Below are 23,893 nucleotides of genomic sequence, written 5' to 3'. Positions count from 1 at the left end.
TAAACCTTTTAATACTTTTATAAATAATTTAACTAATTAATTCAACATATTAGGAAGTAACACAATGACAACAGAAACTCGATTACGCATTGCAATGCAAAAATCAGGACGCTTAAGCGACGATACTCAAGCTCTACTGAAAAAGTGCGGATTAAAACTCAACGTAAGTGATCGACGTTTACTTGCACATGTTACTAATATGCCAATTGACATAATGCGAGTTCGCAGTTCAGATATTCCAGGCTTAGTAATGGACGGTGTATGTGACTTAGGTATTGTTGGTGACAACACATTAGAAGAAACCGCACTTGAACGTGAACGTATGGGCAATAAATCTGCTTATATACGTACTACAGGACTTAATTTTGGCGGTTGTAGATTATCGATAGCAATGCCAGAAGGCTTTAATTACCAAGGCGTTAAAAGTTTAGATGGTTTACGTTTTGCTACCACCTACCCGCAATTGCTAAATAGATATGCGCGCGAACAAGGTATAAATGTTGAATTTTGTTTATTAAAAGGCTCTGTTGAAGTAGCTCCTCGTGTAGGTTTAGCTGATGGCATTTGCGACTTAGTTTCCACTGGTGCGACCTTAGAAGCTAACGGCTTAATTGAAGTTGAAGAGATTTTTCGCTCAAAAGCCTCATTAATTCAAACTGCATCATCACTTTCAACTCCCAAGCAACAAATATTAGATACATTATTGCCACGCATTCAAGGAGTGATGAAAGCCAAAGAAAGCAAATACATTATGCTTCACGCACCAAAAGATAAAATTAATGAAGTGAGTGCACTCATGCCAGGTAAAGAAACCCCAACCATATTACCATTAGCAGGTCGTGATGATTTAGTTGCAGTACATGTTGTAGCCACAGAAACTTTTTTCTGGGAAACCATGGAAAAATTAAACGCGCTAGGCTGTAACTCTATTTTAGTTATGCCAATTGAAAAGATGATGGGTTAACACGGACAAGAAAATGATTAAAGAAATTATCAATTGGCAAGCATTAGACTCTCAAGCACGACAATCAGTGTTATCTCGTCCTGCAATTGCTGAAAACGGCTTGTTATCTCAACAAGTTACTAATATCTTGAATAAAGTTAAAAATGACGGTGATAAAGGCGTATTTGAATTAACCGAAAAGTTTGACGGTATTAAACTTAGTTCCTTAATCTTATCGCCTGAAGTCTTAAATAATGCTAAATCGGCATTATCAGCTGAGCGTTATGCGGCAATTGAAACAGCTTATGGGCAAATAAAGCGTTTTCATCAAGCACAAATTGCCCAAGATATTACTGTAGAAACAACACCAGGTGTCACTTGTACCTTAAAAACAGAAGCAATTGAAAGTGTCGGTTTATATATTCCAGCAGGTAGTGCGCCATTACCATCAACGGTCTTGATGTTAGGTGTGCCATCGCAATTAGCAGGCTGTAAACGTACCGTTTTAGTTTGCCCTCCGGATAAGCAAGGTAATATAGCAAACGAAATAATTGTAGCGGCGCAATTATGCGAAATAGATGAAATATATACAGTAGGCGGCGCTCAAGCCTGTGCAGCCTTAGCTTTTGGTACAGAAAGCATCAAGCCCGTTAATAAAATATTTGGACCAGGTAATAAGTATGTTACCGAAGCTAAAAAACAGCTTTCTCAACTAGTAACGGGGTTTGCAATAGATATGCCCGCGGGGCCATCAGAAGTACTAGTTATTGGTGATAAAAATGCCAATCCTAGCTTTATTGCCGCAGATTTATTGTCCCAAGCAGAGCATGGCCCTGACAGCCAAGTTATTTTATTGTCTGATAGTCGAACGTTACTTGAAGGCGTACAACAAGAACTTAATAAGCAAGTTGTATTGTTGTCTCGCAAAGATATTGCAGAGCAAGCATTAAAACAAAGTCGTTTAATTTTATGCGAAGACCTTGAGCAAGCAGCAGAAGTATCAAATGAATATGGTCCTGAACACTTAATTATTCAAACGAGAAATGCTCAAGAATTGTTGACCAAGCTACGTAATGCTGGTTCTATATTTGTAGGGGCCTATACACCAGAATCAGCCGGTGACTATGCCAGTGGTACTAATCATGTTTTACCCACCTATGGTTATTCTAAAGTGATCAGTAGTTTATCATTAGCCGACTTTTCAAGACGTTATACGGTACAAGAAATAACGCCTCAAGGGCTAGCCTCAATTGCAACCTGTATTACTGAGTTAACTGACGCTGAAGGATTAGACGCCCACAAACGTGCAGTAACAATTCGTTTAGATGAATTAAGTAATGGGAGTAAGTCATGAGCATAGCAAATAAACTGGCACGTGCTGAATTGGTAGATATGATCCCTTATCAATCAGCAAGGCGTTTACAAGCGGGTAATGGTTCATTTAACTCTAAAATTTGGTTAAATGCTAATGAAGCTTCTGGGCCAGGTATTTATCAAGTAAATAGTGATTGCATTAATCGCTATCCCGATTTTCAACCAGATAACCTACTCAATGCCTATAGCGCTTATTGCAATTTAGAAAAATCACAAATACTAGCGACTCGTGGCGCTGACGAAGGTATTGAATTACTCATTCGTACTTTCTGTAAAGCCTATCAAGATAATATTTTAATTTGTCCACCAACTTACGGTATGTATGCAATAAGTGCGGAAAACCACGGTGCAGGTATAACAAAAGTCCCACTAATAGACTGCCAATTAGACTTAGCAGGATTAAAAGAACACGTAGGTAAAGTTAAAGTTGTGTTTTTATGTTCACCGGGTAACCCTACCGGTAACTTATTGGCCGAAGATCAAATAAAATCGGCAATTGAGATGTTTGCTGATAGCGCTATTGTGGTTGTAGATGAAGCCTATATAGAGTTCTCCCCTGAAAAAAGTGCGGTGGCTTGGCTTGATCAATATCCTAATCTTGTTGTACTTAGAACCTTATCAAAAGCCTTTGCACTTGCAGGATTACGTTGTGGTTTTACCTTAGCAAATAACGATATTATTACCATGTTAAGTAAAGTTATTGCTCCGTATCCGGTGCCTGCCCCCATAGCAGAAATTGCCAGCTCAGTTTTATCTGAAGATGGCCTTGCACAAATGCGTATTCGGGTACAAGAAACCACAATTTTACGTCAACAATTGATCACATGGTTAAGCGAACAAACTTGGTGCAGTAAAGTTTATTCAAGTGATGCAAATTTTGTTTTATTTGCCTGTAAAGATAAAGATGAAATTTTTAACATTCTTGCTGAACAAGGCATTTTAATTCGCGACCAATCAAAGCAACTCCAACTTAACAGTTGCCTACGAATTAGTATTGGCAGTGAACGCGAAATAGCGATTTTAAAACAAACTTTAACTAATGCATTAACCGACATAACATCACCAGTAGCAGAGAAGTAACATGGCCAATAATACAAAAAATCAAAATATATTATTTATCGATAGAGACGGTACACTAATTGAAGAACCTATTAGCGACAAGCAAGTTGATAGTTTAGAAAAGTTAGTATTCGAGCCTAATGTAATACCCGTGCTACTATCATTACAAAGTAAAGGTTATCGTTTAGTCATGGTGTCAAATCAAGATGGTTTAGGTACTGACAGCTACCCACAAGCAGACTTTGATTTACCACATAATAAAATGATGGATCTATTTTCGTCACAAGGCGTTGTTTTTGATGATGTACTATTATGCCCACATTTTGATCACGAAAACTGTAGTTGTCGTAAACCTAAATTAGGTTTAGTTAGCGAATACCTCCAACAAGGTAGAGTTAATTTTGCAAATTCTTTTGTTATTGGCGATAGAGAAACCGATATTCAACTTGCCAATAATATGGGTATTAAAGGACTTTTATATAATAGAGAAAGTAATAACTGGAACACTATTGCTGAACAACTATTAACGACCCAACGTAAAGCAAATGTTACTCGAACAACGAAAGAAACCGATATTAACGTTGACGTTAATCTTGATAGTATCACCCCTGTTTCTATCAATACCGGCCTAGGCTTTTTTGATCATATGCTTGAGCAAATAGCTACTCATGGCGGTTTTAGCTTACGTGTTAGTGTTGATGGTGATTATCACATTGATGAACATCATAGTGTTGAGGATACTGCCCTTGCACTAGGGCAAGCCTTAAAACAAGCGCTTGGTGATAAACGCGGTATTGGCCGTTTTGGCTTTGTTCTTCCAATGGACGAATGCCGTGCAGAATGTGCTATCGATTTATCAGGTCGCCCATGGTTAGAGTTTGACGCAGAATTTACCGACAATAGAGTGGGTACTATGTCAACACAAATGGTTTCACATTTTTTCCGTTCACTAGCAGATTCAATGGCAATTACATTGCACTTATCAACCACTGAAGGGAATTGCCATCATCAGGTTGAGAGTCTATTTAAAGTATTTGGTCGCGCACTTCGCCAAGCAATAACCGTAAAAGGTGATGTTCTCCCAAGCACAAAAGGAAGCTTATAGTGAGTTCACAAACAATGATGAATAAGTCAAAAAACCTATTAGAAGGCGAAATTAAAAACGTTATTGTTGATACAGGTTGCGCCAATTTATCCTCAGTACAATTTGCTGTTGAACGTTTAGGTTTTAAGGTAGTTGTTACGGATGACATCGACCTGATAAAATCGGCTGACAAGGTGATTTTACCAGGCGTAGGAAGCGCTCGCCATGCAATGGAAAATATTCGCGCAAAAGACCTAGTAGAAACATTACAGCAATTAACTCAACCCGTTTTAGGGTTTTGTTTAGGCATGCAATTAATGGCACGTAGTTCTGTTGAAGGGGCAACAAATCAACCGATAGAATGTTTAGGTTTGATCCCAACCGATATCATTCCACTTGATGCAAATAACTTACGTTTACCTCATATGGGCTGGAATACACTCACTAAAGTGATTGACCATCCCGTATTTGAAGGGATTAATATTGGCGATTACTTCTATTTTGTTCATAGCTTTGCCGCACCTGTCAGTGAATATACCGTCGCTAGTTGCCAATATGGCAATGAATTTTCTGCGGCTATCGCAAAAGATAATTTTATCGGATGCCAATTTCATCCTGAGCGCTCAAGTGAGCTAGGCAGTAAAATTATTAAGAATTTTTTAAATTTATAACATTCTATTACCACTTCAAATGGCAACTATTTGAAGTGAGTACAATGAAAATCACGGAGTTTATAATTATAAATGAGTAATTTTGAAGCAGTAATCGCAAAAAATAATAGCATTAGGAGCGGTAGTTTATGATGATCCCCGCAATAGATTTAATTAATGGCGAAGTTGTTCGCTTATATCAAGGCGATTATGCACAGAAAACAAACTATCAGTATTCACCAAGTGATCGACAAGCCGCTTATGCTAATGCAGGCGCAACCGTAATGCACTTTGTTGATTTAGATGGGGCAAAAGACAGCACTAAACGACAATTAGAGACTCTCAAGACAGTCGTTAATCATCCGACAATGATCATTCAAGTAGGCGGTGGTATACGTAATGAAGAAGACGTAAAGCAATTACTAGCGCTTGGCGCAAACCGCGTTGTTATTGGTAGCTTAGCAATTAAACAACCCGAACTCGTTAGCCAATGGCTAGCCACTTACGGCAGTGAAAAAATAGTATTAGCGCTAGACATAAAAATAGATGAACAAGGCAATAAAACACTACCTACTCATGGTTGGATAGAAGACAGTGGTGTAAACCTTGAAGATTTACTAGCACAATACCAAGACGCAGGTATAAAACACGTACTTTGTACTGATATTAGTAAAGACGGAACTTTAACAGGCACTAATGTAGAGCTTTATAAAGAATTATGCGTTAAATATCCTGATATTCAATGGCAAGCTTCAGGTGGTATTGGCAGCTTAGATGATATTAAAGCATTGATCCCCACAGGCGTAGCCGGTGTAATTTTAGGTCGCTCACTGCTAGAAGGTAAATTTACACTAGAGGAGGCAATTGCATGCTGGCCAAACGCATAATTCCTTGCCTGTATGATACCAGATATTTATAAGAAATAATAAAAACTAAAAAAATAATAAAAAATCCAATCATTTAAAGGGCTTATAGCTATAGTCAAGTAGTAAGCCCTATCCACTCCATTAGATTAATAATATAAAAAATGTAGCCTATACGTCTCCAATTGACTATTATAAATAACAAGTGTCGCCTATATGTATCCTATGACACTCTGCAAAAAGGCTACTTTATGTAGGTTCTATGCACTATTTATTCACTCATAAGGAGCTAAGGTGGCTAATAAAGAAAGTAACCTCGCCGAGTATTTTCCAAGAGATCAACTGGAGGATTTTTCCTTTTCTCATACCAACATAAAAAAGCTTTTGACCTCGAAATATCCGGTACAGGAAGAGCGTGTTTTCAAGGATAAGAATCAATCAGCTAACGGTTTACGAATTAGAGTTTATCCCTCCAGTAATGCTACCTACTTTGTCGAAAAGAGAATTAGGGGGGCCTCTGGAGGGGCAAAAAAAAGAGTTATTGGCAAAGCAAATGAAATAGACCTATTTAAAGCAAGAAAAACTGCCTACAAATTTATTTCTTGGATGGCAGGAGGAAAAGATCCGTATGAAGAGCTTGAAAAAGAAAAACGTGAAAACAGAGTTTACACAATTCGAGATGCATACAATTTATACATGGACAACAGAACAATTCAAAAAGAAACGCGAGATAGATATGAGCGTCAAAAGGATGTTCTGAGCTACATCCACATAAAAAGAAAACAAAAATGGCAGGATGTAGAAGCTGAGTCGCAATTGGTCAATACAAATACTTTCAAAGGTAAAACCGATAATTTAAAAAGCCTTTTAGATGCTGACTTAAACGACATTACCTCCCAAGCAGTTCTATGCTTCCATAAAAGTATTACTAACAATCACGGCCACGGTAATAACAAAGCATTTACAGAAGGCGATAGAGTTATTCAGTTTTTAGGCTCACTATATGATACGGCCATTGATATAGTAAATGAAAAACAGGATGACGAGCATTATATTAAGCGTAACCCTATAAAAATCATGAACCGTGGTCGAGGGCGGTGGAACAATCCCCGCGGTAAAGCTAAAAGACGCCACGAAAGTCTTGATACAGAACACATTGCTGCCCATTACCAAGCAATTATGCAACTAAAAACTCTTAAAAATGAGACTAGAGACGACTACCCTAAAATGAAGTATACCAATATACCTATTCCGGGAGCAGTCAGAGCACATTACTTTTTACGTTTCATGTTTTGGACTGGATGGAGGCCCGGTGATGTTGCTAGAATCCAATGGGATCAAATAGAAACTATTTCAGAGAACGATAAAACTTATACCGTTGTGTCGTGGAATGACAAAGAAGCAGCAGAACGTCTTAAAAATGGAGAACCAATTTATCGTGTTCCATTAAATCAGCAAGCTGAGTTGGTTATCAAAGAGCTGGAGGAAATTAAATCCGATAAATTAAATAAAGCGAAAAAAGGAGAGATTAAGATCAGACATGACTATGATCACAATCATGTATTTCTTAATGTGCTTGAAAATAATCACATTAAACCTAATCAGCATCACTATGAGAAAAAAATTCAAGAGCTAGCCAATACTAGGTTCTACCCTACTGGAATATACAGAAAAACCTTTCTCACGTACGGCAATGAACTCAAAATCAATATTTATACATTAAAACGATTAGTGTTCCATACACAAAACTATTTCGACGTTACAAGCGGCTATATTAAAACACATAGGCAAGTATTATTAGATGCTAGTGAGAAAATTGCTAACTATCTAAACAGCTATATATCTCCAAAGTTGATACAACCTGAACCATCAAAGCAAATAATTGAGATTTCAGATGTAAGTATTGATAAAGATATAATCGATGAATTAACTGCACAATATGGTGAAGATGCGACACGTAAAACTAATGATTTAATTAGAATTGCTTTAGCATTAAAAACCCTCAATCATAGCATATACAAAAAACTTGAGCTTACTACTAGTGAGTTTGCGGAGTTTGACGATTCAGATTTTGCTGGAGACTAGTATTTTGTCATTTACCACAACATTGTCGATTCAAAACGCTGTTGCTGAGATACCTATTACTAATGTTTCCTTTAGTTCAACTGGCATGCATGTTCCCTATTTTGTTTTTAACCTTAACAATAACCTCGATTTATATCCAAAGATAGTATCAGTAATTTACACAGTAAATTCGGACAAAATAATTTTCAAACAATTCGTTTATATCTCATTAATAAACTTCGAATAAATACTTGATGAGAATTTATTTTTCATACAAAACAAATAGTTACTATATTTTCAATTGTTAGTTCTGTATAATTATAGGTAAAAGGCGGCATGGCAGGGTATGTTAAATAGTAACTATTTTTACTGCCGTAAAAGTTACTCTATTTAACCCCTGTTGTCGCTCACGCGACAATTAACAACCGGTTGCTCATGCAACCTAAAGTAAAGACGAAGTCTTATGGAGATACATTAAGTTTAATTTAAACGAGGATTGATTTCGTCATAACTAATAAAGGTAAAGTTATGACATATAAAAAACGTAAAATATCACTAGTTACAAGAGTTAACGTTGACGAGCATCAGATTATTTCTGATGCCTGCAAAACCGCTAATTATAATACCATCGGCTCTTTCATTCGTGACACTTTAATCTGTAGCTTAACAGAAGAAGATTCTCTTCACGGCATTACAGTCCCAACTCAAACTGCTGAAGAAATGGCCAATAATGTTCGTCTACTAAATCAATTAATTGAACATCTGAATTTGGCATTGTCTGATAAATCCCTATTTGATTCTCATCAAGATAAAGAGCAATACCTAATTAATGCTATACAAATGGCTTATTTAACTGGCAATGCTCTTCAAGTTTGGTCTCATTTTCTTAAGAAAAATTTTGATGAATCAATTAAACAAATTGCGCTATCAAACTTATCAGCTGATGAACTTAATGACTTAGCCTCTCAAAAAAGCTGTATATTGGATGAGGGTAATTAGTATGATTATTAAATTTGTAAAATCCAAGAAAAAGGATAATCAAGGTAGAATTAGAAAGCTTATTAAATATATCTTTGGAAAAACGAAACACACTCATGATGCTAATGGTCGTGAGCTTACACATGAAACAATTAAGTTTATTGGAAGTAGTAACTCTTTGCCAATGACAAATCCTTTACTATCTTTCGATAACGGAGTAATGACAAAATTAAGTGGTAAAGAAGCCAGCTTAACACCGTTAATCAATACTTTTTTGAAAGTAGAGTCATTAAATGCTCGTGTTATGCATCCGTTTGAACATATAATTGTTTCTTTACAAGAAGGCGAATATCTTAATATGTTCCAGTGGCGTGAGCTAGTCGATGATCTTTTAGTAAAATTAGGTTTCGATGACCACCATTGGGTTGCGCTTTGGCATGGCAATACATCAAATAATCACTGCCATATAGCAGCTTCAACAATTTCTAATACCCCACCTCATCGCCGACTAGTTCTAGGTAATAGCTTTAAGAAAACAGCAATCATTCGAAACCTGTTAGAGAAAAAGTTTGGCTTAGAACACGATAACAATCCATATACAGATGGTCATGGGAAAAGAGTTAGTGATTCGAAATACAAAACTAAAGTGCAGGCTATTCGCTCTTGTATTGATAATGTAATAGAACAATATGGCGACAATATTCCCCTACCCGTTCTCATCGAACGCCTAAACAATCTTGGTGTCGGCTGTTTCGCTCAAACACGACGAGATAGCATAAGAGGTGTTTCATTTAGTTTAGGAAAATATAAAATCACAGGCTCGAAATTAGGTATTGGTTATAGTTGGAATTCATTGCAAGAACGTGGCGTTTACTACGATCATTCTAAACACGCTATTAGCATAGAAAACTCTAACAGTTTAGAACAAAAGGTAACTAGAACTATTGAAGCTTATTCGTTACCAGAGCAACCTACTTACAACAGCAAATATTTACTAGTAAAAAAGGTAAATCTCAAATTTAAAGCTCATAAACAAAAATCTACATACAAAACTGGTTATTCTTGGGGTTTATGGATAAGACCACCAATGTCTTTCAAAGGCATGAACAAACAACAAATTGAACAGCAAATCTCATTCTTGCGAATGTTACGTAGATTACTTTGGCTTTATTTCAAGTGGTTAAAGAAAAAAGACGCAGAACAACAGTTTGCTTATGAGTTGATAAAGCCGTACCTTAGGAGAATAAAAGAACCAACAGACGGTGACTTTGAAAATACATTTTCGTTTTAGTAATCATTTAAGCCTTTAACTCAATCCGTATTTATATAATTTTTGTTAAACGCTATAATTGCGCCACACAAAGTTAAGGGAAATGATGGATTTAGCTAAATTTAAATACTTTTTAATTATTGATGTTGAAGCAACTTGTTGTAAAGATAACTCTTTTCCAGTAAACGAAATGGAAATGATCGAAATTGGTGCTGTTTTAATTTGTGCCGACTCACTTACCAAGCTAGATGAGTTCAGCACGTTTATTCAACCCCAACGACACCCAAAACTAACCGACTTTTGTACGAACTTAACAACCATCACTCAACACGATGTTGATCATGCACCATATTACCCAGAAGCAATTAACACTTTCCAAAAGTGGCTAGGCAATTACGATAACTACCTGTTTTGCAGCTGGGGAGAGTATGACAAACAGCAATTTGAACAAGACTGTGCTTTTCATAGTCTACCATACCCTATTACAGCGCCACACCTGAATATTAAAAAGCAATTTTCAAAAGCTCAGAAAGTGCGTAAAAGACAAGGAATGGCCGGAGCGTTAAAACTTGCGAAAATTCCGTTCTCTGGCTCACATCACCGTGGAATTGATGATGCGAATAATATGATCAAGTTAATGCCGTATGTGATGGGAAGAGTATTTATTGATAGTCAAAAGAAATTCTCAAAATAGAAAGTAATATTACCATGCGCCCCATTCACCACAGCTAGGACACTTCATATTAAATGGCTCGAGCGCTCTTGCTGAATGATAGCTCCAATAAAGGCCATTCTTTGTAGTACATTCTTTGTACAACATTCTTTGTAGTAGCTCATATCTGATCTTACAGTTTTTATGAATAGGTTGGGACTTAATCTGACAGGCAGCTATGAGCGATCTACGGACAGCCAACTCACACCACACCTAGGTCAGTTAATCGGCCAATAGCGGTCATTGAATTGTTATAGTAGTAATTCCATATCAACCCTGTGCATGTCTAGGCCCCAACCATCAGTGATTTCTTTAATTGTCTTTGCCCCAAATTTTTCGAAGAAAGGAGCTGAAAGATGACTGGCGGCGATATCTATAACTTTCATGTTACTGTCCTTTGCCATTTTATTAGCGTAAGACATCATTGCCGTTCCGATGCCATTAGCCTGCACCCGTGGAGAAGTCATAATCCAAGTGATACTAGCACGGTTTATTTTAGGATCGATATCCAGCCCAAAGACAGCCACGGCCTATCCGTGAATAAGTCCAATTTTGTATTGTTTGGGCTGTTTTTGCAAAAACGCAATATAATCCTGACGTTCGTTTGTAGCGAAGTATTTCGGACAGTTTTGATCGAACAGCTTAAGACAGTCTTCTAAATAAGGGTTACTATAGTTACAAAATATCAAATTATTTTCAGTCATAATATTCCAAAAATTAACTAGTTATTATTTATCCCACTTGGGAGTGCTGTTAAACGCTCGTTCCCAAACGCGGTCACGTTGGAAAGTTAGATTAACTTTATCATTTATATTATTTTACTTGTTTGCTTTATCTTTGCTTCTACCTTGGCTAACCAAATCAGCGGAATAATAATTAAAGAAGATCCTATAGCCAAGCTCAGGTCCGGTATTTCATCGAACCACAGCACCCCTACAACTACAGCACCTAATAAGCCAGTGTATTCGGCACTGGAAATTTTACTGGCTTCGATTGCTCTATATACCATTACACATATACCAGCATAAATTAGGATAAAAGTGTTTGAGCCTGTTGCCGTTAACATTGGAGTCCAGTCCCAAGGTTTGCCTTCCCATAACGCCAACCCAAGTGCGGCTGGGATACCTACTAGGTTGGTGAGCATTAAAGTTTGGAACACATTATGATGCTGAGGTAATTTACGAACCAATAAATTATTTACAGCCATAGTCAATGCGACGACAAGGGCGGCAATCGCTGCCCAATTAATTTGTGTTGGTTTAACCACGATAAGTACGCCGATAAAGCCCAAAACAGCAGCAGCAATTGAGTGGCTAGTCAGCTTTTCCTGAAACAATATCATGGCTAACGGCAGCATAAGCAAAGGCGCTGTATAGAAAATAGCATTTACGGTAGCTAACGGCGCGAATATCATAAATATTGCCCCTAATAACCAAATGTGGCCACGTATAAAGTGCCATTTGAGGCCAGCGAAAAGGCTTTGTTTATTACTGAATAGACAAAATGGAAGTAAAATCAGCACTGCGGTCAATTGACGAAATAATACAAATTGGTATATGGCAGTATCTGCTGGCAGAGTTTTTATCAAAGCATCAGAAAAAACACCAATCATATTTCCGATGATAAGTAATGTCATCGCGAGTCCGACAGTTATTTTGGGCATTTCATTACTCCTGCTACATTCTAGAAAATGTCAATGGAACTGAATTAATAGAGTTACGTTTGTAAAACGGTTATATGATTAGCGTATTCCATACCTTATATGATGTATAATGTTTAAAATTTTTTTAGTATGAGCTAAATTTATAATGAAGTTGCCACCTTTACGTGCCCTGCAATGCTTTGAAGCTGTTGCGCGACTTAATAGCTTTTCCAAAGCTGCTGAGCACCTCAATGTGACTCAAAGTGCGGTTAGTCACCAAGTTCGATTACTCGAAGACTATTTGGGTGAAACTCTGTTTAACCGACAGGGGCGTTCTTTTTCCTTGACTAAGGTCGGGGAACGTTACTTTGAAGAAGTGACTAACTCATTAGGAAATCTATCAAATGCCAGTCAAATGATACGTCACGGGGAATCAGGCAATCTTCGTTTGGCTTTATATAGCTCTGTGGCGGTGAACTGGTTGATACCGAAGTTAGAAGATTTTAGAAATCAGCACCCAGAAATAGAAATAACTTTAAATATGGTCGGGGATCAACCTGATTATAATGACCAATTTACGGATTGTTTTATTACAATGAATCCACCGAAACGTAACTTTGTCAATCAATTCATGTTTACTGAAAAACTTTATCCAGTGTGTGGAAAAAAGCTTTGGCAGCAGTTAAGAAATAAGCCTCTACCTGATTCATTATGGCAACACCCGTTATTATCAGTACAATACTCAGATACAAATGAAAGTCTTGGTGACGACTGGTTACGTTGGTGTATGAGTGGTAAATTTGAATTACCTAAAGACGTCAAAATTAATCAATTTAGTCATGTCTTACTTGCCGCTGAAGCGGCTCGATATAATTTGGGAATTACCCTCATTAGTAATTACATGATGGATGATCAGGATCGCCAGCAAAGTCTTGTGCGCATACCTATGCACGAGCTTATTACCGGAGATAAATTCTATTTTGTCTATAAGGAAACACGAGCTAGGCAACCTGATATTATGAAATTAGGTCGTTGGCTTAAACAGCAGTGTTATGAACTGGAATCAGCTTAGCTATTTAAATCAGAGTTGAAGCTAGATGAGTTCAACACGTTTATTCAACCGCAACGACACCCTAAACTAACCGACTTATGTACGAACTTAACAAGTATCACTCAACACGATGTTGATCATGCACCTTATTACCCTGAAGCAATTGGCGCTTTCCAAAAGTGGCTAGGCAATTAGGATAACTACCTGTTTTGTAGCTGGGGAGAGTATGATAAACACCAATTTGAACAAGACTGCGCTTTTCATAATGTGCCATACCCTATTCCAGCTCTTCATTTAAACATTAAAAAGCAATTTTCAAAAGCTCAGAAAGTGCGTAAAAGACAAGGAATGGCTGGAGCGTTAAAGCTTGCGAAAATCCCTCACACCGGCTCGCATCACCGTGGAATTGATGATGCGAATAATATGATCAAGTTAATACCGTATGTGATGGGAAGAGTATTTATTGATAGTCAAAAGAAATTCTCAAAATAGAAAGTAATATTACCATGCGCCCCATTCACCACAGCTAGGACACTTCATATTAAATGGCTCGAGCGCTCTTGCTGAATGATAGCTCCAATAAAGGCCATTCTTTATCAAACGAGTACTGCTTTTATCGCTAGCGCAGTGATTATATATTTGAAGTTGTTCACATTCACAACACTGCATCCATACCGACTTAGGTGTACGCTCAACCCAATCACCATGCCTATTTCGATAGCGAGTAGTCTTTTTTAAGTTTTTGATGTCACTAGAGCCACACCTGATGCAAATAGGGACTGCTTGACTGCTGTCATTATCCAAATCGCTAGTTTTAGCATCCTCTAACTTATACTGAAGAAACATACCCAATAAGCGTTGTAATTCGTCTGAGTAAAGCGAGCGCTCTATAGGATTTAAAAAAACAGCACCCCGATCATGAGAAAAAAGATTAACATCGTCGTTAATGTTTAGCTCTCCAAGGAAACTGTGTTTCCCCCATGATTGTGCAGTAATGGGATGTTCAATTAGGTTATTACAGGGGTGAATAAGAAATACAGGATTTGAATTATTTTCACTATAATTTTTACCGTCGAATAACTCATTAATTTTTGAAAGCATTCCTCCCGCTCTATCAAATGTTAGTTTATCGTAAAATTTCGCGTCTAATACAAAGCGTTTAAAATGGCGCTCGTTAGAACCGTCGATATTATGGGAAAACCACGTCAGATCCAGAATAAAATCAGGTCGCTTATTATTTGATAAAGATTTTTCATACCAAAGCGAAATGTACCTTTTTGCCTCATCATTAATTAAATTTATGTTAATATCTGTTTTGTTAGACTTTACTGCTTCAATAAGTTTATATTTCCAATCCTTCTGTGGAACAAACCTAAACGAACCTTTTAGAACAAGAATGAGTTGTATTAAAGTCCAACGTTCATATAAAAGAGGCATATTTACCAGCCCCATATCATCTATTTGTTCAAGGTTTAATAAAAGCTCATCATCTGTAAGTTTAGTGATATCTCTCAATACCTTATAGCCATTATGTACAGCTTGATAATTAATATTTTGGACGAATGTCATTGAATTCGGGAAATGGGACGAAGGCATAATTCCATGCCCTTTCATATGTTGAATTAATTTTCTTAGTTCTCGATATTTTGGTTCTATTCGTTTGTAAATATATTCTGATATTTCTTGATTTTGTGAGTAGTAGTTGATTCGATTGAGTAATGAGGCTTTTTCCCTATTTTGCTCCTCAATTTCTTGATGAGATAAGGGTTTTACCCAGCCATTTTTCGCCAAACTTTTACCTATAAGCTTCTCTTTTTCAAAAGCTTCTTTTGCTTTTTGAATCGATTGACAGTCTATCAATTCAATCGAGTGAACGTTATCCAAATTAAATAAAACGGCACGTTCACTAGTGCGATAATTGTAATCACAATTAAATTTCAGAGTATCTCCCGGTTCTAATACTTCTAATAGTACCTGATAACGATACCTTAAACTTAAAATACCACTTTTATTATCTGGCTTTACCCAGCTCTCACCATTCCATATCAGAACAAAAAAACCATCCTTTTGTTGTGTTTTATTCTCTAAATGCAAATATAAATCGAGTGAACACCTTGTTGTCGTTAGCTGAATGTCATTGTCTTGTATCTTGAGATTTAACTTCTTTTGCCAGTATTCTAGCTTTGCTCTTTCCCTAACCCTTTCTAAATCTTTTACCACTAAATCGCGATTGACTTTCACGCTAGTGTCAAAAGAATCAAGTTGCCCTTTTAGTTTATTAGCTGTATCCAAGAATCGTTGTGATTTATTCTGGGCAAGAATAACAATTTGTTTAAGAACGCGGCCGCATCGTTCCAAAGCGAAAAGAATATACCTATTTTCTGGCACATTATATGAGGGTTGGGTCGCTCTACTGGTTAGAAAACGTTGATTAGATTTCGAAACCATCTCCATAAAAGTACGATTAACTGGTTTCACTAATTTTCTTGGCTTTATGGCCTGAATTTCTCGAAGCTCAACTTTTGGTGTTTCCAATATTTTTTGAGCTGCATTAACTATTTTATTGATACACTCAATTACTTCTTCACTAACACCTATACCATTTGTTTGCTTTGCATTTGCCTGTACGGCACTACTGTCATCAAGAATAAGTTCCCATAAATCATTTTTGAAAACCCTTAGATATTGTTCTAATTGTTCAACACTAAAATCAGAGCCATTGATTTCGACCTCACAACGTTGGCTAGTTATATAAAACTTTAAAGTTCCAACAATATTCGGCGCAATTCCAAACCATTGTTTTTGCTCGCTTACCCACTTTTCTTTAAGTATCCACCAATAAATGCCAGTGTCTGGATCTTTAATCTGGGTTAAAAGCTTCTTATCATTGTTTGGCAAATAAATATATGGTTGTCCAGCTTCGACATTTAAAACACGAACAGCGAGTTGGCCTCGCTTGATTTCATCAAGTTTTGGATAGATTGTGGTTTCTGTCGTGAAGCATTGATTCACCGAATCATACTCCATACTAAGGGCATTTAAAGACTCAGTTACTTTAACTAAAGTATTTTTGTCATACCACTTAAGCTCTATGTATTTTATTTCAAATTGAGGCTTCACGTTCAAGACCAGAAATTAACAACGCCATCATTTGCCTTGGCATTCTTTACAACGGTTTCAATGGCGTGAACTGCTGAAAATACTTCACTATACTCTTCAAAATTAGGTAATAACGATTTAACCCTTTCAACAAACACTCTATCAACTAATTCTAATTTGGTTTGCTCTCCAACATGCTTGTTTCCATCAAACGTAAATTTTGGCAACACTTTATGAAGCATAAAGTTATTGATCGCCATACTTGAGTCGTCGTTTACTTCTTGGAAAAGCTCCAAATAATTTAAGCCTTGGCGAATGGTCCTCATACCAAATTCGACACCAAGCTTGTGGAAGTAATCTTTATTTAACTCTACAAAGAGTTTACAAAACGCGTTATCTCTATCAAACCTAGGATAATTATTTCGATAACCAAGCTGGTCTATATTAAAAAGCAATGGCTTTGAGATATCCTCGAATTCGTATGATTCGACTTGAGTTAATATTTCATCCCAATTTGATAGAAGTGGAGATTCAAACCGCATTATATGCGCACGGTCTAAAATTTTAGGTGATAAATAATGTGTCGTTTCATCTATATTAATAGCCCCTATGATATGCAGATTGGCAGGCATTTTAATACAGGAAGGCATACTCATAACTCCCGAAAGCATGCGTCTTATCTCACTATGATATTTAATAAGCGAATCCTTATCACTAAAGCCAAACGCTAATCTAAGCTGATTATTTAATGTTTCATCTTTGAGTAATTCAATAAAGCTAATTACACCTTCTTTGCTATATTTCTCCTTTGTAGACTGAATAATATCCACAACGGCTTTTAGCTCAGAAAGAACATGTGAGGATTCGTCTTCAGAATAAAGTGTAATTTTAGGAGACTCATCTCTTGTCTCAAGGAGCGACAAAAAGTCAGCAAAATAATACTCTACTCTCGCAAGATTCATTTCATCTAAGCATATAAAATAAGGTATTGTTGGATTTTGCTCTGCTTCAATCATTGCCTCTAAAAATGGTGTGGCTAAATATTTTTTTTCAAGTGGATTGTAATAACCTAATAAGTCTTCAGAGCTTGTCCAATTAGGCTTTACAGGAACAATAATTGATTTTCCACCAACAGCCTTAGCAAAAGATTTAACTAAGTTAGTTTTTCCAGAGCCGGAATCTCCCGCAAGGATGACAAGATCTTTAGTTCTTAACAAAGTTATATAATTTTCAATTATATGACGTGGATATAGAATATCTTGACTGACTAAATATGATTGGATATATGATACAGCTTGTTGGTAGTCGCCATTTAAAATATCATTAAACGAAATCCCTTCGACTTGATCACTTGAAGGTTGGCTTTCCTGTATAAAAAGCTCCAACACTTCTTCATCGATAAATTCAAACGTTTTTAAAAATAATGCTTTATCAGCTACATACTCTTTTAATCGCTTTATTTTATTATTCATTTCTGCTTCTATCCTTGTATAGCTGGCGACCAGTGTTTGAATTTCAGTTTGTTTAGTTACTTTATCTTGAGTTAGCTTACTAACTATTTTATCAAGCTCAATTTGTTTGTTATTTAATTTTTCAACTAGCTTTATAGCAACATCACGCTTTTCTTCATTTTCTTGTATTTTATCTTGGATAATTTCAAGGGATTGAATAGCGTCTATTTCTCTTTGAGCCATTTTTAACTCAAATTCACTTTGCTTTTTCTTTACAAGCTTATCTAAATCTCCCATCGCTTTTTCATGATAAAAGTCATATATAGATTTTGAGATAAACTGTGAAGAATCTTCATCTGAATTCGGATTTGTTAAAATTTCTAACGGTATTTCTTTAGGCAAAGAACGAAGACTTTCTCCAGTACCTCTTTTTACGCATAAACTTAATGGGTTATTATGTTTACTACGCTCTGATTCAGGAGATAATTCTAATTCGCAGCGGACAAAACTATTATGCTCTTTTGAACCACATTTTTGCGCATCTTGGGGGGCTATAAAAAAACTACAAGGCTCTATTTCTAGACCTTGTACTGGGTAATACAACCTATCTCCCGTTGAAACTAAATGAGGATTTCTTAGGAAACCAAAAGTAGTGTCTCCAAGAGCTGGTAACTCTCCCCAAACTTCAATTTTGTTGTCATTCACACCCCAAGACTGCTTTAAAATATCCAACAACTCGGCTTCAGAACGGTCATCTAGCTCTTCCTTGGAATATATTACTTCATTCATAGAGCACTAATCCTTGTATCTAGCTTAGTCTTTTTATTATTACTGAACCCCAAGAGCCTTATAAACAGCATCCACTGGATCACTGTAAAAACTTACTTGGAATTTGGTGAATGTTTCAGCAGGTACAGACGGTATATCGCTAGCTGATGCCATAGGCAGTAGCACTTTAGTTGCACCGGCCTCCAGCGCTATCTGCATACTTGACGCTAAATCTTGAACTGGGTTTACTACGCCACCAAGTGTGATACTTCCTAATACAACCATTTGCTCTTGAACAGGCTTATTAAGTAATACTGAACAGCATGCTACTAATGCACCTAAACTCGCTTGGTGACTATTTCCTGATGTTTGTAAATCTACAAAATGTATGTGAAATTCATGCTCAGAGAAACGAGAATTAGCGGCTATTCTGTTTAAGTTACCTTTAAAGTATTCAAATCCAACGCGTACTTGTTCTTTAGCACTCGTATCTGAACCAAATCCCGATGTTGAATGTTTACCTGTGCCCGGTGTCATTTGTGTTTCAATACGATAAACACCTAATTTTCCAGAAGCGCCATGATCAACAAAGTGCACTACTCCGGGCTTTGTGACCCCTGCTGGGATTAGATTTGAGCCACCTTGCTCTGGCACATTGACAAAAAACTCTTCAAGCGTTTCGTTATCGATATAACTAAAATTAACGTCAAAGAATTCCATACCGCCAATTTTCTTAAGTTGCTCTTTTACCCGACGACGCACTTCAAGAGCATAAGTTAAACATGTGCGTACATCTTCTTTTGTATATTCACCATTTGGATATAGAAGCTTAAGCAAACCTGATGTTGTTCTTCTTACACCAATAACGTCACGTTGATTAAGGTTGTTACCTAACTTAAAGAACTTATCGATTGCATCTGAAAACGTGGTTTTACGCATTTCACGCATATATTCTGCTAAGTAGTCTGTTATCAGTCCAAATCGGTCTGTAAAGAACTCTGGGCGCATTTTAGGAATTTCCCAGCCCGGAATATAAGCATGGAAGCGATCAAAATAAGCTGAGTCGATCATTTCATCTGGAAATGGCGCTAATAAGTGACTAGTTTTTACCAATGTCTCAACGCTGTGATCGATATTCCCAACAAACACCATAGAGGCTTTTGCTTCAATAGAATCACGGCCACGAGAAAAAGAACCAGACGCCATGTAATCTTTCATGATCTGAATGCCGTCTTTATCTTTAAAACGAATACCTGCGACTTCATCAAAGGCAACAACATCCCACATACCAACTAAACCAATTTGGCGTGAAGACATGTTATAAAACAGGTTAGCTACCGTAGTTTGACCGCCTGAAACTAACAATGAATTCGGAGAACATTCTTTATAAACATGAGACTTACCCGTTCCACGAGGACCGAGTTCACATACGTTATAGTTATTCTCAACAAATGGGATCATGCGAGCTATTAAGTGCCACTTGCATCTATGTTCAAGGTTAGCTGGCTCCATCCCTATTGAACGAAGTAACAAATCTATCCATTGATCAACTGAGAACTTACGACGAGCTTGATACACCTCATCCATATTCATTGAAGGCATTTGGATTGGTTTTAAACTAAATACAGAGAACGGCGATGTTTTCTGACCTTCTTCATAGAAGTAACTCACCGTAATAATGCACCAGATACCACCGGTTAATAACTTTTCGTTTTCTTTAACAATTTTGTTAGGAACAACGGCATCTTTAATTCCAATATTTGATAAACTCGCTTCATAGATATCTTTTTTCTGATTGAGTTTTACCGTTACCTTATCAATGACTTTATGAGTGCCCTTTTCACGGATCAACGACTTGGCTTTTTCAGCTTCATCTGGACGCACATAGTTTTCCGTCAAGATCTTCTTAACGTTCTTCAACCCTTCTTCAATCAATTCATCTTCTGCTGAAGAGCAGTACATACCCAATAAATACTCAAGTACATAAACCGGAACGTTCGCTCCTTCTTTTAACTGCTTTGTTAAATCTTTACGAACAACACGACCTTTAAATTCAGTCGTCATTAAATCGTCGAGATCAGCGCTTCGAATTTGAGAGGATTCATTACTTGTGATGTTACTATTATCTAATTGTTCATTTTCCATTTGCGCTATCCCCTAAAAAAAGTCATCTTCGAAGGCTAAATCAATAATAACGGAGTGTGTTGTTTTGGTTTTACTCTCAGTATCTTCCATTATCAATTTATAACTTATTGTGCGATCAAAGCCGCTGCCTTCTAATTTAATTTGAATATTACGTTTACGTTCATCGAGCTTTTCTGAAACTGAATCAAATGTATGCTCCTCTTTAGAACTCACCTGTTTACCAAAAGGGTCTTCAATCCAAAGCTCCAACTTACGAGCTTTAAACTTGTCGCCGACTGGGTCAGTTTGTAAAAATGAAATCCTATCGATATTTGAAACAATTTTAATGGGGTTCTGTAAAGGAACAGCACCAACTTTTTGTTTAGCTAATTTTGTCTGTGCTTTAGTATCAAGCTCACGAACTTGAAGCACAGGAACACAAATCTCCTGCGGCATAATGCCACCATGGATAAACTTAGCACCGCCTACAAAATTGAATCGATTACTACCTCTAGGCACAATAAATTCTGCATCATCGCCTAAAGCAGGGTCAATTCCAGCTGTATTGGCTATTTTCCCAGTCCAATAAAAATCATCTGAAGGCAAATTTGAACCAATCACATAACGTTTTTTATCTTCAATTGCGCCTTTAGGTTTTGACTTATGAGCGGTTTTATCTGAATCCGTTAAATCGGTCATTTTAAATAAAAAGCCATGATCAGCTGTTAATAGCACTCGACTACCATTTAAACGGTTAAAGATCCGCTTTATCAACTCGATCAATTCAACAACGGTATCTTGTGCAGCTTCAAAAGTCTGATTTTCAGTACTTTGCTTATCGCCTATGGCATCAATCATATCGTGATAAATATAGACAACTTCAGCTTCACCAATTTGCTCTTTAGCCGTTTGTCTTGTCCACTTGAAAACCTCATCGGCTTTAAAAGCAACGCCGTTATGCTTGGACAACACCTTTTGACGGTTGTCATGACCATGTACAGAAATACCGTCAGCTTTGTATTCTACTTTTGAACCTAAATGCGCAGTTAACTTTTGGTGTGGAAGTAGGCTTCCCATTCCTAGTTGGGTATAAGATGGGACAACACCTAGCTGAGATTTTAACTCAGGCTTTAAACGCCCTTCATCACTGATACGCTGATAAATATCGTGAGCAACCTCATAGCGTAAAGCGTCTGAAATAATCACAAAAATACGTTTGGCTTGAGTATTTCTTAATAGGCCACGCACTTCTTGTTGATAAAAGTGTTGTTGATTATGAACGCCTACAATCTTCCAATTATCAAGAAGACTCTCGCTATCAACCAATTTACCCCATGCTATGGCTAAGTCATTCAAGTACCAATTCACATAAAGATTTTCAATATCATCAACTAAACCTAAACTTTGTAATAAGTCACCGCCATTGTTCTTACGTAAATTAATGAAGTTTTCAAAAAAAATCCGATAGGCATGATCAAACTTATAAAGCTCTGATTCGTATGTTTTATAGAGAGCCTTCGCACTGTCGAAATAAAAACCATCAAAGTACTTATCTCTTAAGTCGTAGAACTCTTTTGCAGCGCGAAGAGAAGCGAACAGGTATTGATAATTTTTATCGACACTGCACCAATGGCCATATAATTTAGTCGACACCCAATCACTGATTTCATTAGCAGAATAAGCCTGTAAGTCTGTCGCAATTAATTTGATCAACTGCTGTTCAACTTCAATGAAGGTCTCAACATTTATGAAGTTACTCGGATTTTTAAACTCAGCTAACTTGTGTTTTATTTCTAATTCATCTGCGACTTCTCTAACTATGTCGTTGTACGATGCAGACAAAGTACGGCTCTCGCGCCAAGAAGAAACAAAACTAACCACAGCTGCTCGCTTCGCAGCTGCATTGCCTATTAGCTCTCTAATAGCCTTGGGAAGCTTGTCCAAGCTTTCGGAATCAATAGTAAGTGGTAATACATGTGCAGAAAGACTTGTAGCAAAGTCCGTTTTACTAATTGAAACGCCAGATGCCTGTAAACCATGGTAACAATCGGTTACTAACAGTTTAGTAATTAAGTCTTTAACATTTGCAACTGGCATGTCTGCATCTTCATCATTTATCCAGTTACCCAGCGCAATATAACCAAACTCTTCTACTGCATGACGCCAAAATATCTTGGTTAGATCATATTTTTCTAATTCGGCAATGGCTTCATCACACTTATTTGGAGACTCAACAAATAGTGAAATTAATTGATGTAGTATGGTTGTAAAACTAACGGATTCTACCTTAGCAACTACCGCAACCATTGCTAATTCTAGTGCTTGCTTATCTGCGCCTTCAGGTAATAACTTCTTAAGTTTGCTGTAACGTTGCTGGTTACCAAAAAACTTTTTATAGCGGCTAATGTCTTGGCGAAACTCCATACGCATACCAAGTTCATTTAATATCATTGAGCTTGAATCAGCATAAAAATGCTCAGCATAAAGGCGCATATCGTAAAGCCAATCACGAGTAGGCTCGTTTAAGGTTTTATTGCTATATAACAAAAACTTAGTGTCTGGCTCTTTTAGCTCAACACATTGCTTGATTTCAAAATGAGAGTATTCATCCAAACGGATTAGCTCTACACCTGTTGATTTCAGCTCAGTTTCAATTTCCGGTAATTGCTCTTGAAACTCAACATCTTCATCTTGCCAGAAGACTAGTCGGCATTTATCAAATTTGGCTAGAATGCCTTGTTTTATTTGTTCTAAATTCATG

At 36.9% G+C, this 23,893-nt stretch carries 20 protein-coding genes; 13 read left to right on the top strand and 7 right to left on the bottom strand.

The annotated features are described in order from the left end of the window. Positions 1-64: 64 nt before the first annotated feature. The 10 genes from hisG to IE155_RS01420 all read left to right on the top strand — a co-directional run bounded on the left by hisG (position 65) and on the right by IE155_RS01420 (position 10,979). Complete coding sequence (hisG, locus tag IE155_RS01465; protein ID WP_189376303.1) at positions 65-964, top strand: ATP phosphoribosyltransferase; 900 nt, start codon at positions 65-67, stop codon at positions 962-964. 13 nt (positions 965-977) lie between these two features. Then, complete coding sequence (gene hisD, locus IE155_RS01460; protein ID WP_189376302.1) at positions 978-2,297, top strand: histidinol dehydrogenase; 1,320 nt, start codon at positions 978-980, stop codon at positions 2,295-2,297. Further along, complete coding sequence (gene hisC / locus IE155_RS01455) at positions 2,294-3,397, top strand: histidinol-phosphate transaminase (protein WP_189376301.1); 1,104 nt, start codon at positions 2,294-2,296, stop codon at positions 3,395-3,397. The genes hisD and hisC overlap by 4 nt, the downstream gene beginning before the upstream one ends. A 1-nt stretch (position 3,398) precedes the next feature. Continuing rightward, entirely contained in the window at positions 3,399-4,481 is a 1,083-nt protein-coding gene (hisB, locus tag IE155_RS01450; protein ID WP_189376300.1) for a bifunctional histidinol-phosphatase/imidazoleglycerol-phosphate dehydratase HisB, read from the top strand. A gap of 17 nt (positions 4,482-4,498) precedes the next feature. Further along, positions 4,499-5,131: an imidazole glycerol phosphate synthase subunit HisH gene (gene hisH / locus IE155_RS01445; protein WP_189376446.1), complete on the top strand. Its 633-nt coding sequence runs from the start codon at positions 4,499-4,501 to the stop codon at positions 5,129-5,131. Between the two features lie 128 nt (positions 5,132-5,259). Further along, complete coding sequence (hisA, locus tag IE155_RS01440) at positions 5,260-5,997, top strand: 1-(5-phosphoribosyl)-5-[(5-phosphoribosylamino)methylideneamino]imidazole-4-carboxamide isomerase (protein ID WP_189376299.1); 738 nt, start codon at positions 5,260-5,262, stop codon at positions 5,995-5,997. 270 nt (positions 5,998-6,267) lie between these two features. Then, entirely contained in the window at positions 6,268-8,058 is a 1,791-nt protein-coding gene (locus tag IE155_RS01435; protein ID WP_005492372.1) for an integrase arm-type DNA-binding domain-containing protein, read from the top strand. A gap of 507 nt (positions 8,059-8,565) precedes the next feature. Further along, positions 8,566-9,036 carry a hypothetical protein gene (locus IE155_RS01430; protein ID WP_189376298.1) on the top strand — a complete coding sequence of 157 codons (471 nt, stop codon included), beginning with the start codon at positions 8,566-8,568 and terminating at the stop codon, positions 9,034-9,036. Between the two features lies 1 nt (position 9,037). Further along, positions 9,038-10,306 (top strand): relaxase/mobilization nuclease domain-containing protein, encoded by a 1,269-nt coding sequence (locus IE155_RS01425; RefSeq protein WP_189376297.1) that lies wholly within the window; start codon positions 9,038-9,040, stop codon positions 10,304-10,306. An 82-nt stretch (positions 10,307-10,388) separates the two neighbouring features. Next, positions 10,389-10,979, top strand: a complete 591-nt coding sequence (locus IE155_RS01420) for a 3'-5' exonuclease (protein ID WP_229816943.1) — start codon at positions 10,389-10,391, stop codon at positions 10,977-10,979. Between the two features lie 269 nt (positions 10,980-11,248). Here IE155_RS01420 and IE155_RS17920 read toward each other — a convergent pair whose 3' ends face one another. Together IE155_RS17920 and IE155_RS01410 are read right to left on the bottom strand one after the other, a co-directional pair. Next, positions 11,249-11,524 carry a GNAT family N-acetyltransferase gene (locus IE155_RS17920; RefSeq protein WP_229816941.1) on the bottom strand — a complete coding sequence of 92 codons (276 nt, stop codon included), beginning with the start codon at positions 11,522-11,524 and terminating at the stop codon, positions 11,249-11,251. A 281-nt stretch (positions 11,525-11,805) separates the two neighbouring features. Continuing rightward, entirely contained in the window at positions 11,806-12,660 is an 855-nt protein-coding gene (locus IE155_RS01410; protein WP_189376295.1) for a DMT family transporter, read from the bottom strand. Between the two features lie 145 nt (positions 12,661-12,805). Here IE155_RS01410 and IE155_RS01405 point away from each other — a divergent pair, with 145 nt between their 5' ends. After that, a complete protein-coding gene (locus tag IE155_RS01405; protein ID WP_189376294.1) occupies positions 12,806-13,711 on the top strand; it encodes a LysR substrate-binding domain-containing protein in 906 nt (301 codons plus the stop codon). Between the two features lie 15 nt (positions 13,712-13,726). After that, the gene (locus IE155_RS18115; RefSeq protein ID WP_083238693.1) at positions 13,727-13,885 is read left to right on the top strand and encodes an exonuclease domain-containing protein; all 159 of its coding nucleotides are present in this window, start codon (positions 13,727-13,729) and stop codon (positions 13,883-13,885) included. On the opposite strand, the gene IE155_RS01395 is transcribed toward IE155_RS18115, so the two are convergent. After that, the gene (locus IE155_RS01395; RefSeq protein ID WP_189376460.1) at positions 13,809-13,964 is read right to left on the bottom strand and encodes a hypothetical protein; all 156 of its coding nucleotides are present in this window, start codon (positions 13,962-13,964) and stop codon (positions 13,809-13,811) included. The genes IE155_RS18115 and IE155_RS01395 overlap by 77 nt on opposite strands. Positions 13,965-14,020: 56 nt before the next feature. On the opposite strand from IE155_RS01395, the gene IE155_RS01390 reads away from it, so the two are divergent. Then, positions 14,021-14,182, top strand: a complete 162-nt coding sequence (locus IE155_RS01390; protein WP_189376293.1) for a 3'-5' exonuclease family protein — start codon at positions 14,021-14,023, stop codon at positions 14,180-14,182. Positions 14,183-14,191: 9 nt separating this feature from the next. Here the strand turns inward: IE155_RS01390 and IE155_RS01385 are convergent, their stop codons facing one another. The 4 genes from IE155_RS01385 to pglZ are packed head-to-tail and all read right to left on the bottom strand — an operon-like array spanning position 14,192 to position 23,892. After that, a complete protein-coding gene (locus IE155_RS01385; protein WP_229816939.1) occupies positions 14,192-16,810 on the bottom strand; it encodes a hypothetical protein in 2,619 nt (872 codons plus the stop codon). A gap of 2 nt (positions 16,811-16,812) precedes the next feature. Next, positions 16,813-19,029 (bottom strand): McrB family protein, encoded by a 2,217-nt coding sequence (locus IE155_RS01380; protein WP_189376292.1) that lies wholly within the window; start codon positions 19,027-19,029, stop codon positions 16,813-16,815. Positions 19,030-19,068: 39 nt separating this feature from the next. Further along, positions 19,069-21,153 carry a protease Lon-related BREX system protein BrxL gene (gene brxL, locus IE155_RS01375; RefSeq protein WP_189376291.1) on the bottom strand — a complete coding sequence of 695 codons (2,085 nt, stop codon included), beginning with the start codon at positions 21,151-21,153 and terminating at the stop codon, positions 19,069-19,071. A gap of 12 nt (positions 21,154-21,165) precedes the next feature. Further along, positions 21,166-23,892: a BREX-1 system phosphatase PglZ type A gene (pglZ, locus tag IE155_RS01370; RefSeq protein WP_189376290.1), complete on the bottom strand. Its 2,727-nt coding sequence runs from the start codon at positions 23,890-23,892 to the stop codon at positions 21,166-21,168. Between the last annotated feature and the right edge of the window lies 1 nt (position 23,893).

It is taken from the genome of Thalassotalea profundi (assembly GCF_014653195.1).
Lineage (GTDB): Bacteria > Pseudomonadota > Gammaproteobacteria > Enterobacterales > Alteromonadaceae > Thalassotalea_B > Thalassotalea_B profundi.
This window is presented reverse-complemented; position numbering and strand designations above follow the sequence as displayed.

Bases quoted from the DNA above. Each gene is read 5' to 3' on its own strand.
- hisG (WP_189376303.1), top strand. From the start codon at position 65: ATGACAACAGAAACTCGATTACGCATTGCAATGCAAAAATCAGGACGC.
- hisD (WP_189376302.1), top strand. From the start codon at position 978: ATGATTAAAGAAATTATCAATTGGCAAGCATTAGACTCTCAAGCACGA.
- hisC (WP_189376301.1), top strand. From the start codon at position 2,294: ATGAGCATAGCAAATAAACTGGCACGTGCTGAATTGGTAGATATGATC.
- hisB (WP_189376300.1), top strand. From the start codon at position 3,399: ATGGCCAATAATACAAAAAATCAAAATATATTATTTATCGATAGAGAC.
- hisH (WP_189376446.1), top strand. From the start codon at position 4,499: ATGAATAAGTCAAAAAACCTATTAGAAGGCGAAATTAAAAACGTTATT.
- hisA (WP_189376299.1), top strand. From the start codon at position 5,260: ATGATGATCCCCGCAATAGATTTAATTAATGGCGAAGTTGTTCGCTTA.
- IE155_RS01430 (WP_189376298.1), top strand. From the start codon at position 8,566: ATGACATATAAAAAACGTAAAATATCACTAGTTACAAGAGTTAACGTT.
- IE155_RS01425 (WP_189376297.1), top strand. From the start codon at position 9,038: ATGATTATTAAATTTGTAAAATCCAAGAAAAAGGATAATCAAGGTAGA.
- IE155_RS01420 (WP_229816943.1), top strand. From the start codon at position 10,389: ATGATGGATTTAGCTAAATTTAAATACTTTTTAATTATTGATGTTGAA.
- IE155_RS01410 (WP_189376295.1), bottom strand. From the start codon at position 12,660: ATGCCCAAAATAACTGTCGGACTCGCGATGACATTACTTATCATCGGA.
- IE155_RS01405 (WP_189376294.1), top strand. From the start codon at position 12,806: ATGAAGTTGCCACCTTTACGTGCCCTGCAATGCTTTGAAGCTGTTGCG.
- IE155_RS01395 (WP_189376460.1), bottom strand. From the start codon at position 13,964: ATGGCACATTATGAAAAGCGCAGTCTTGTTCAAATTGGTGTTTATCAT.
- IE155_RS01380 (WP_189376292.1), bottom strand. From the start codon at position 19,029: ATGAATGAAGTAATATATTCCAAGGAAGAGCTAGATGACCGTTCTGAA.
- brxL (WP_189376291.1), bottom strand. From the start codon at position 21,153: ATGGAAAATGAACAATTAGATAATAGTAACATCACAAGTAATGAATCC.
- pglZ (WP_189376290.1), bottom strand. From the start codon at position 23,892: ATGAATTTAGAACAAATAAAACAAGGCATTCTAGCCAAATTTGATAAA.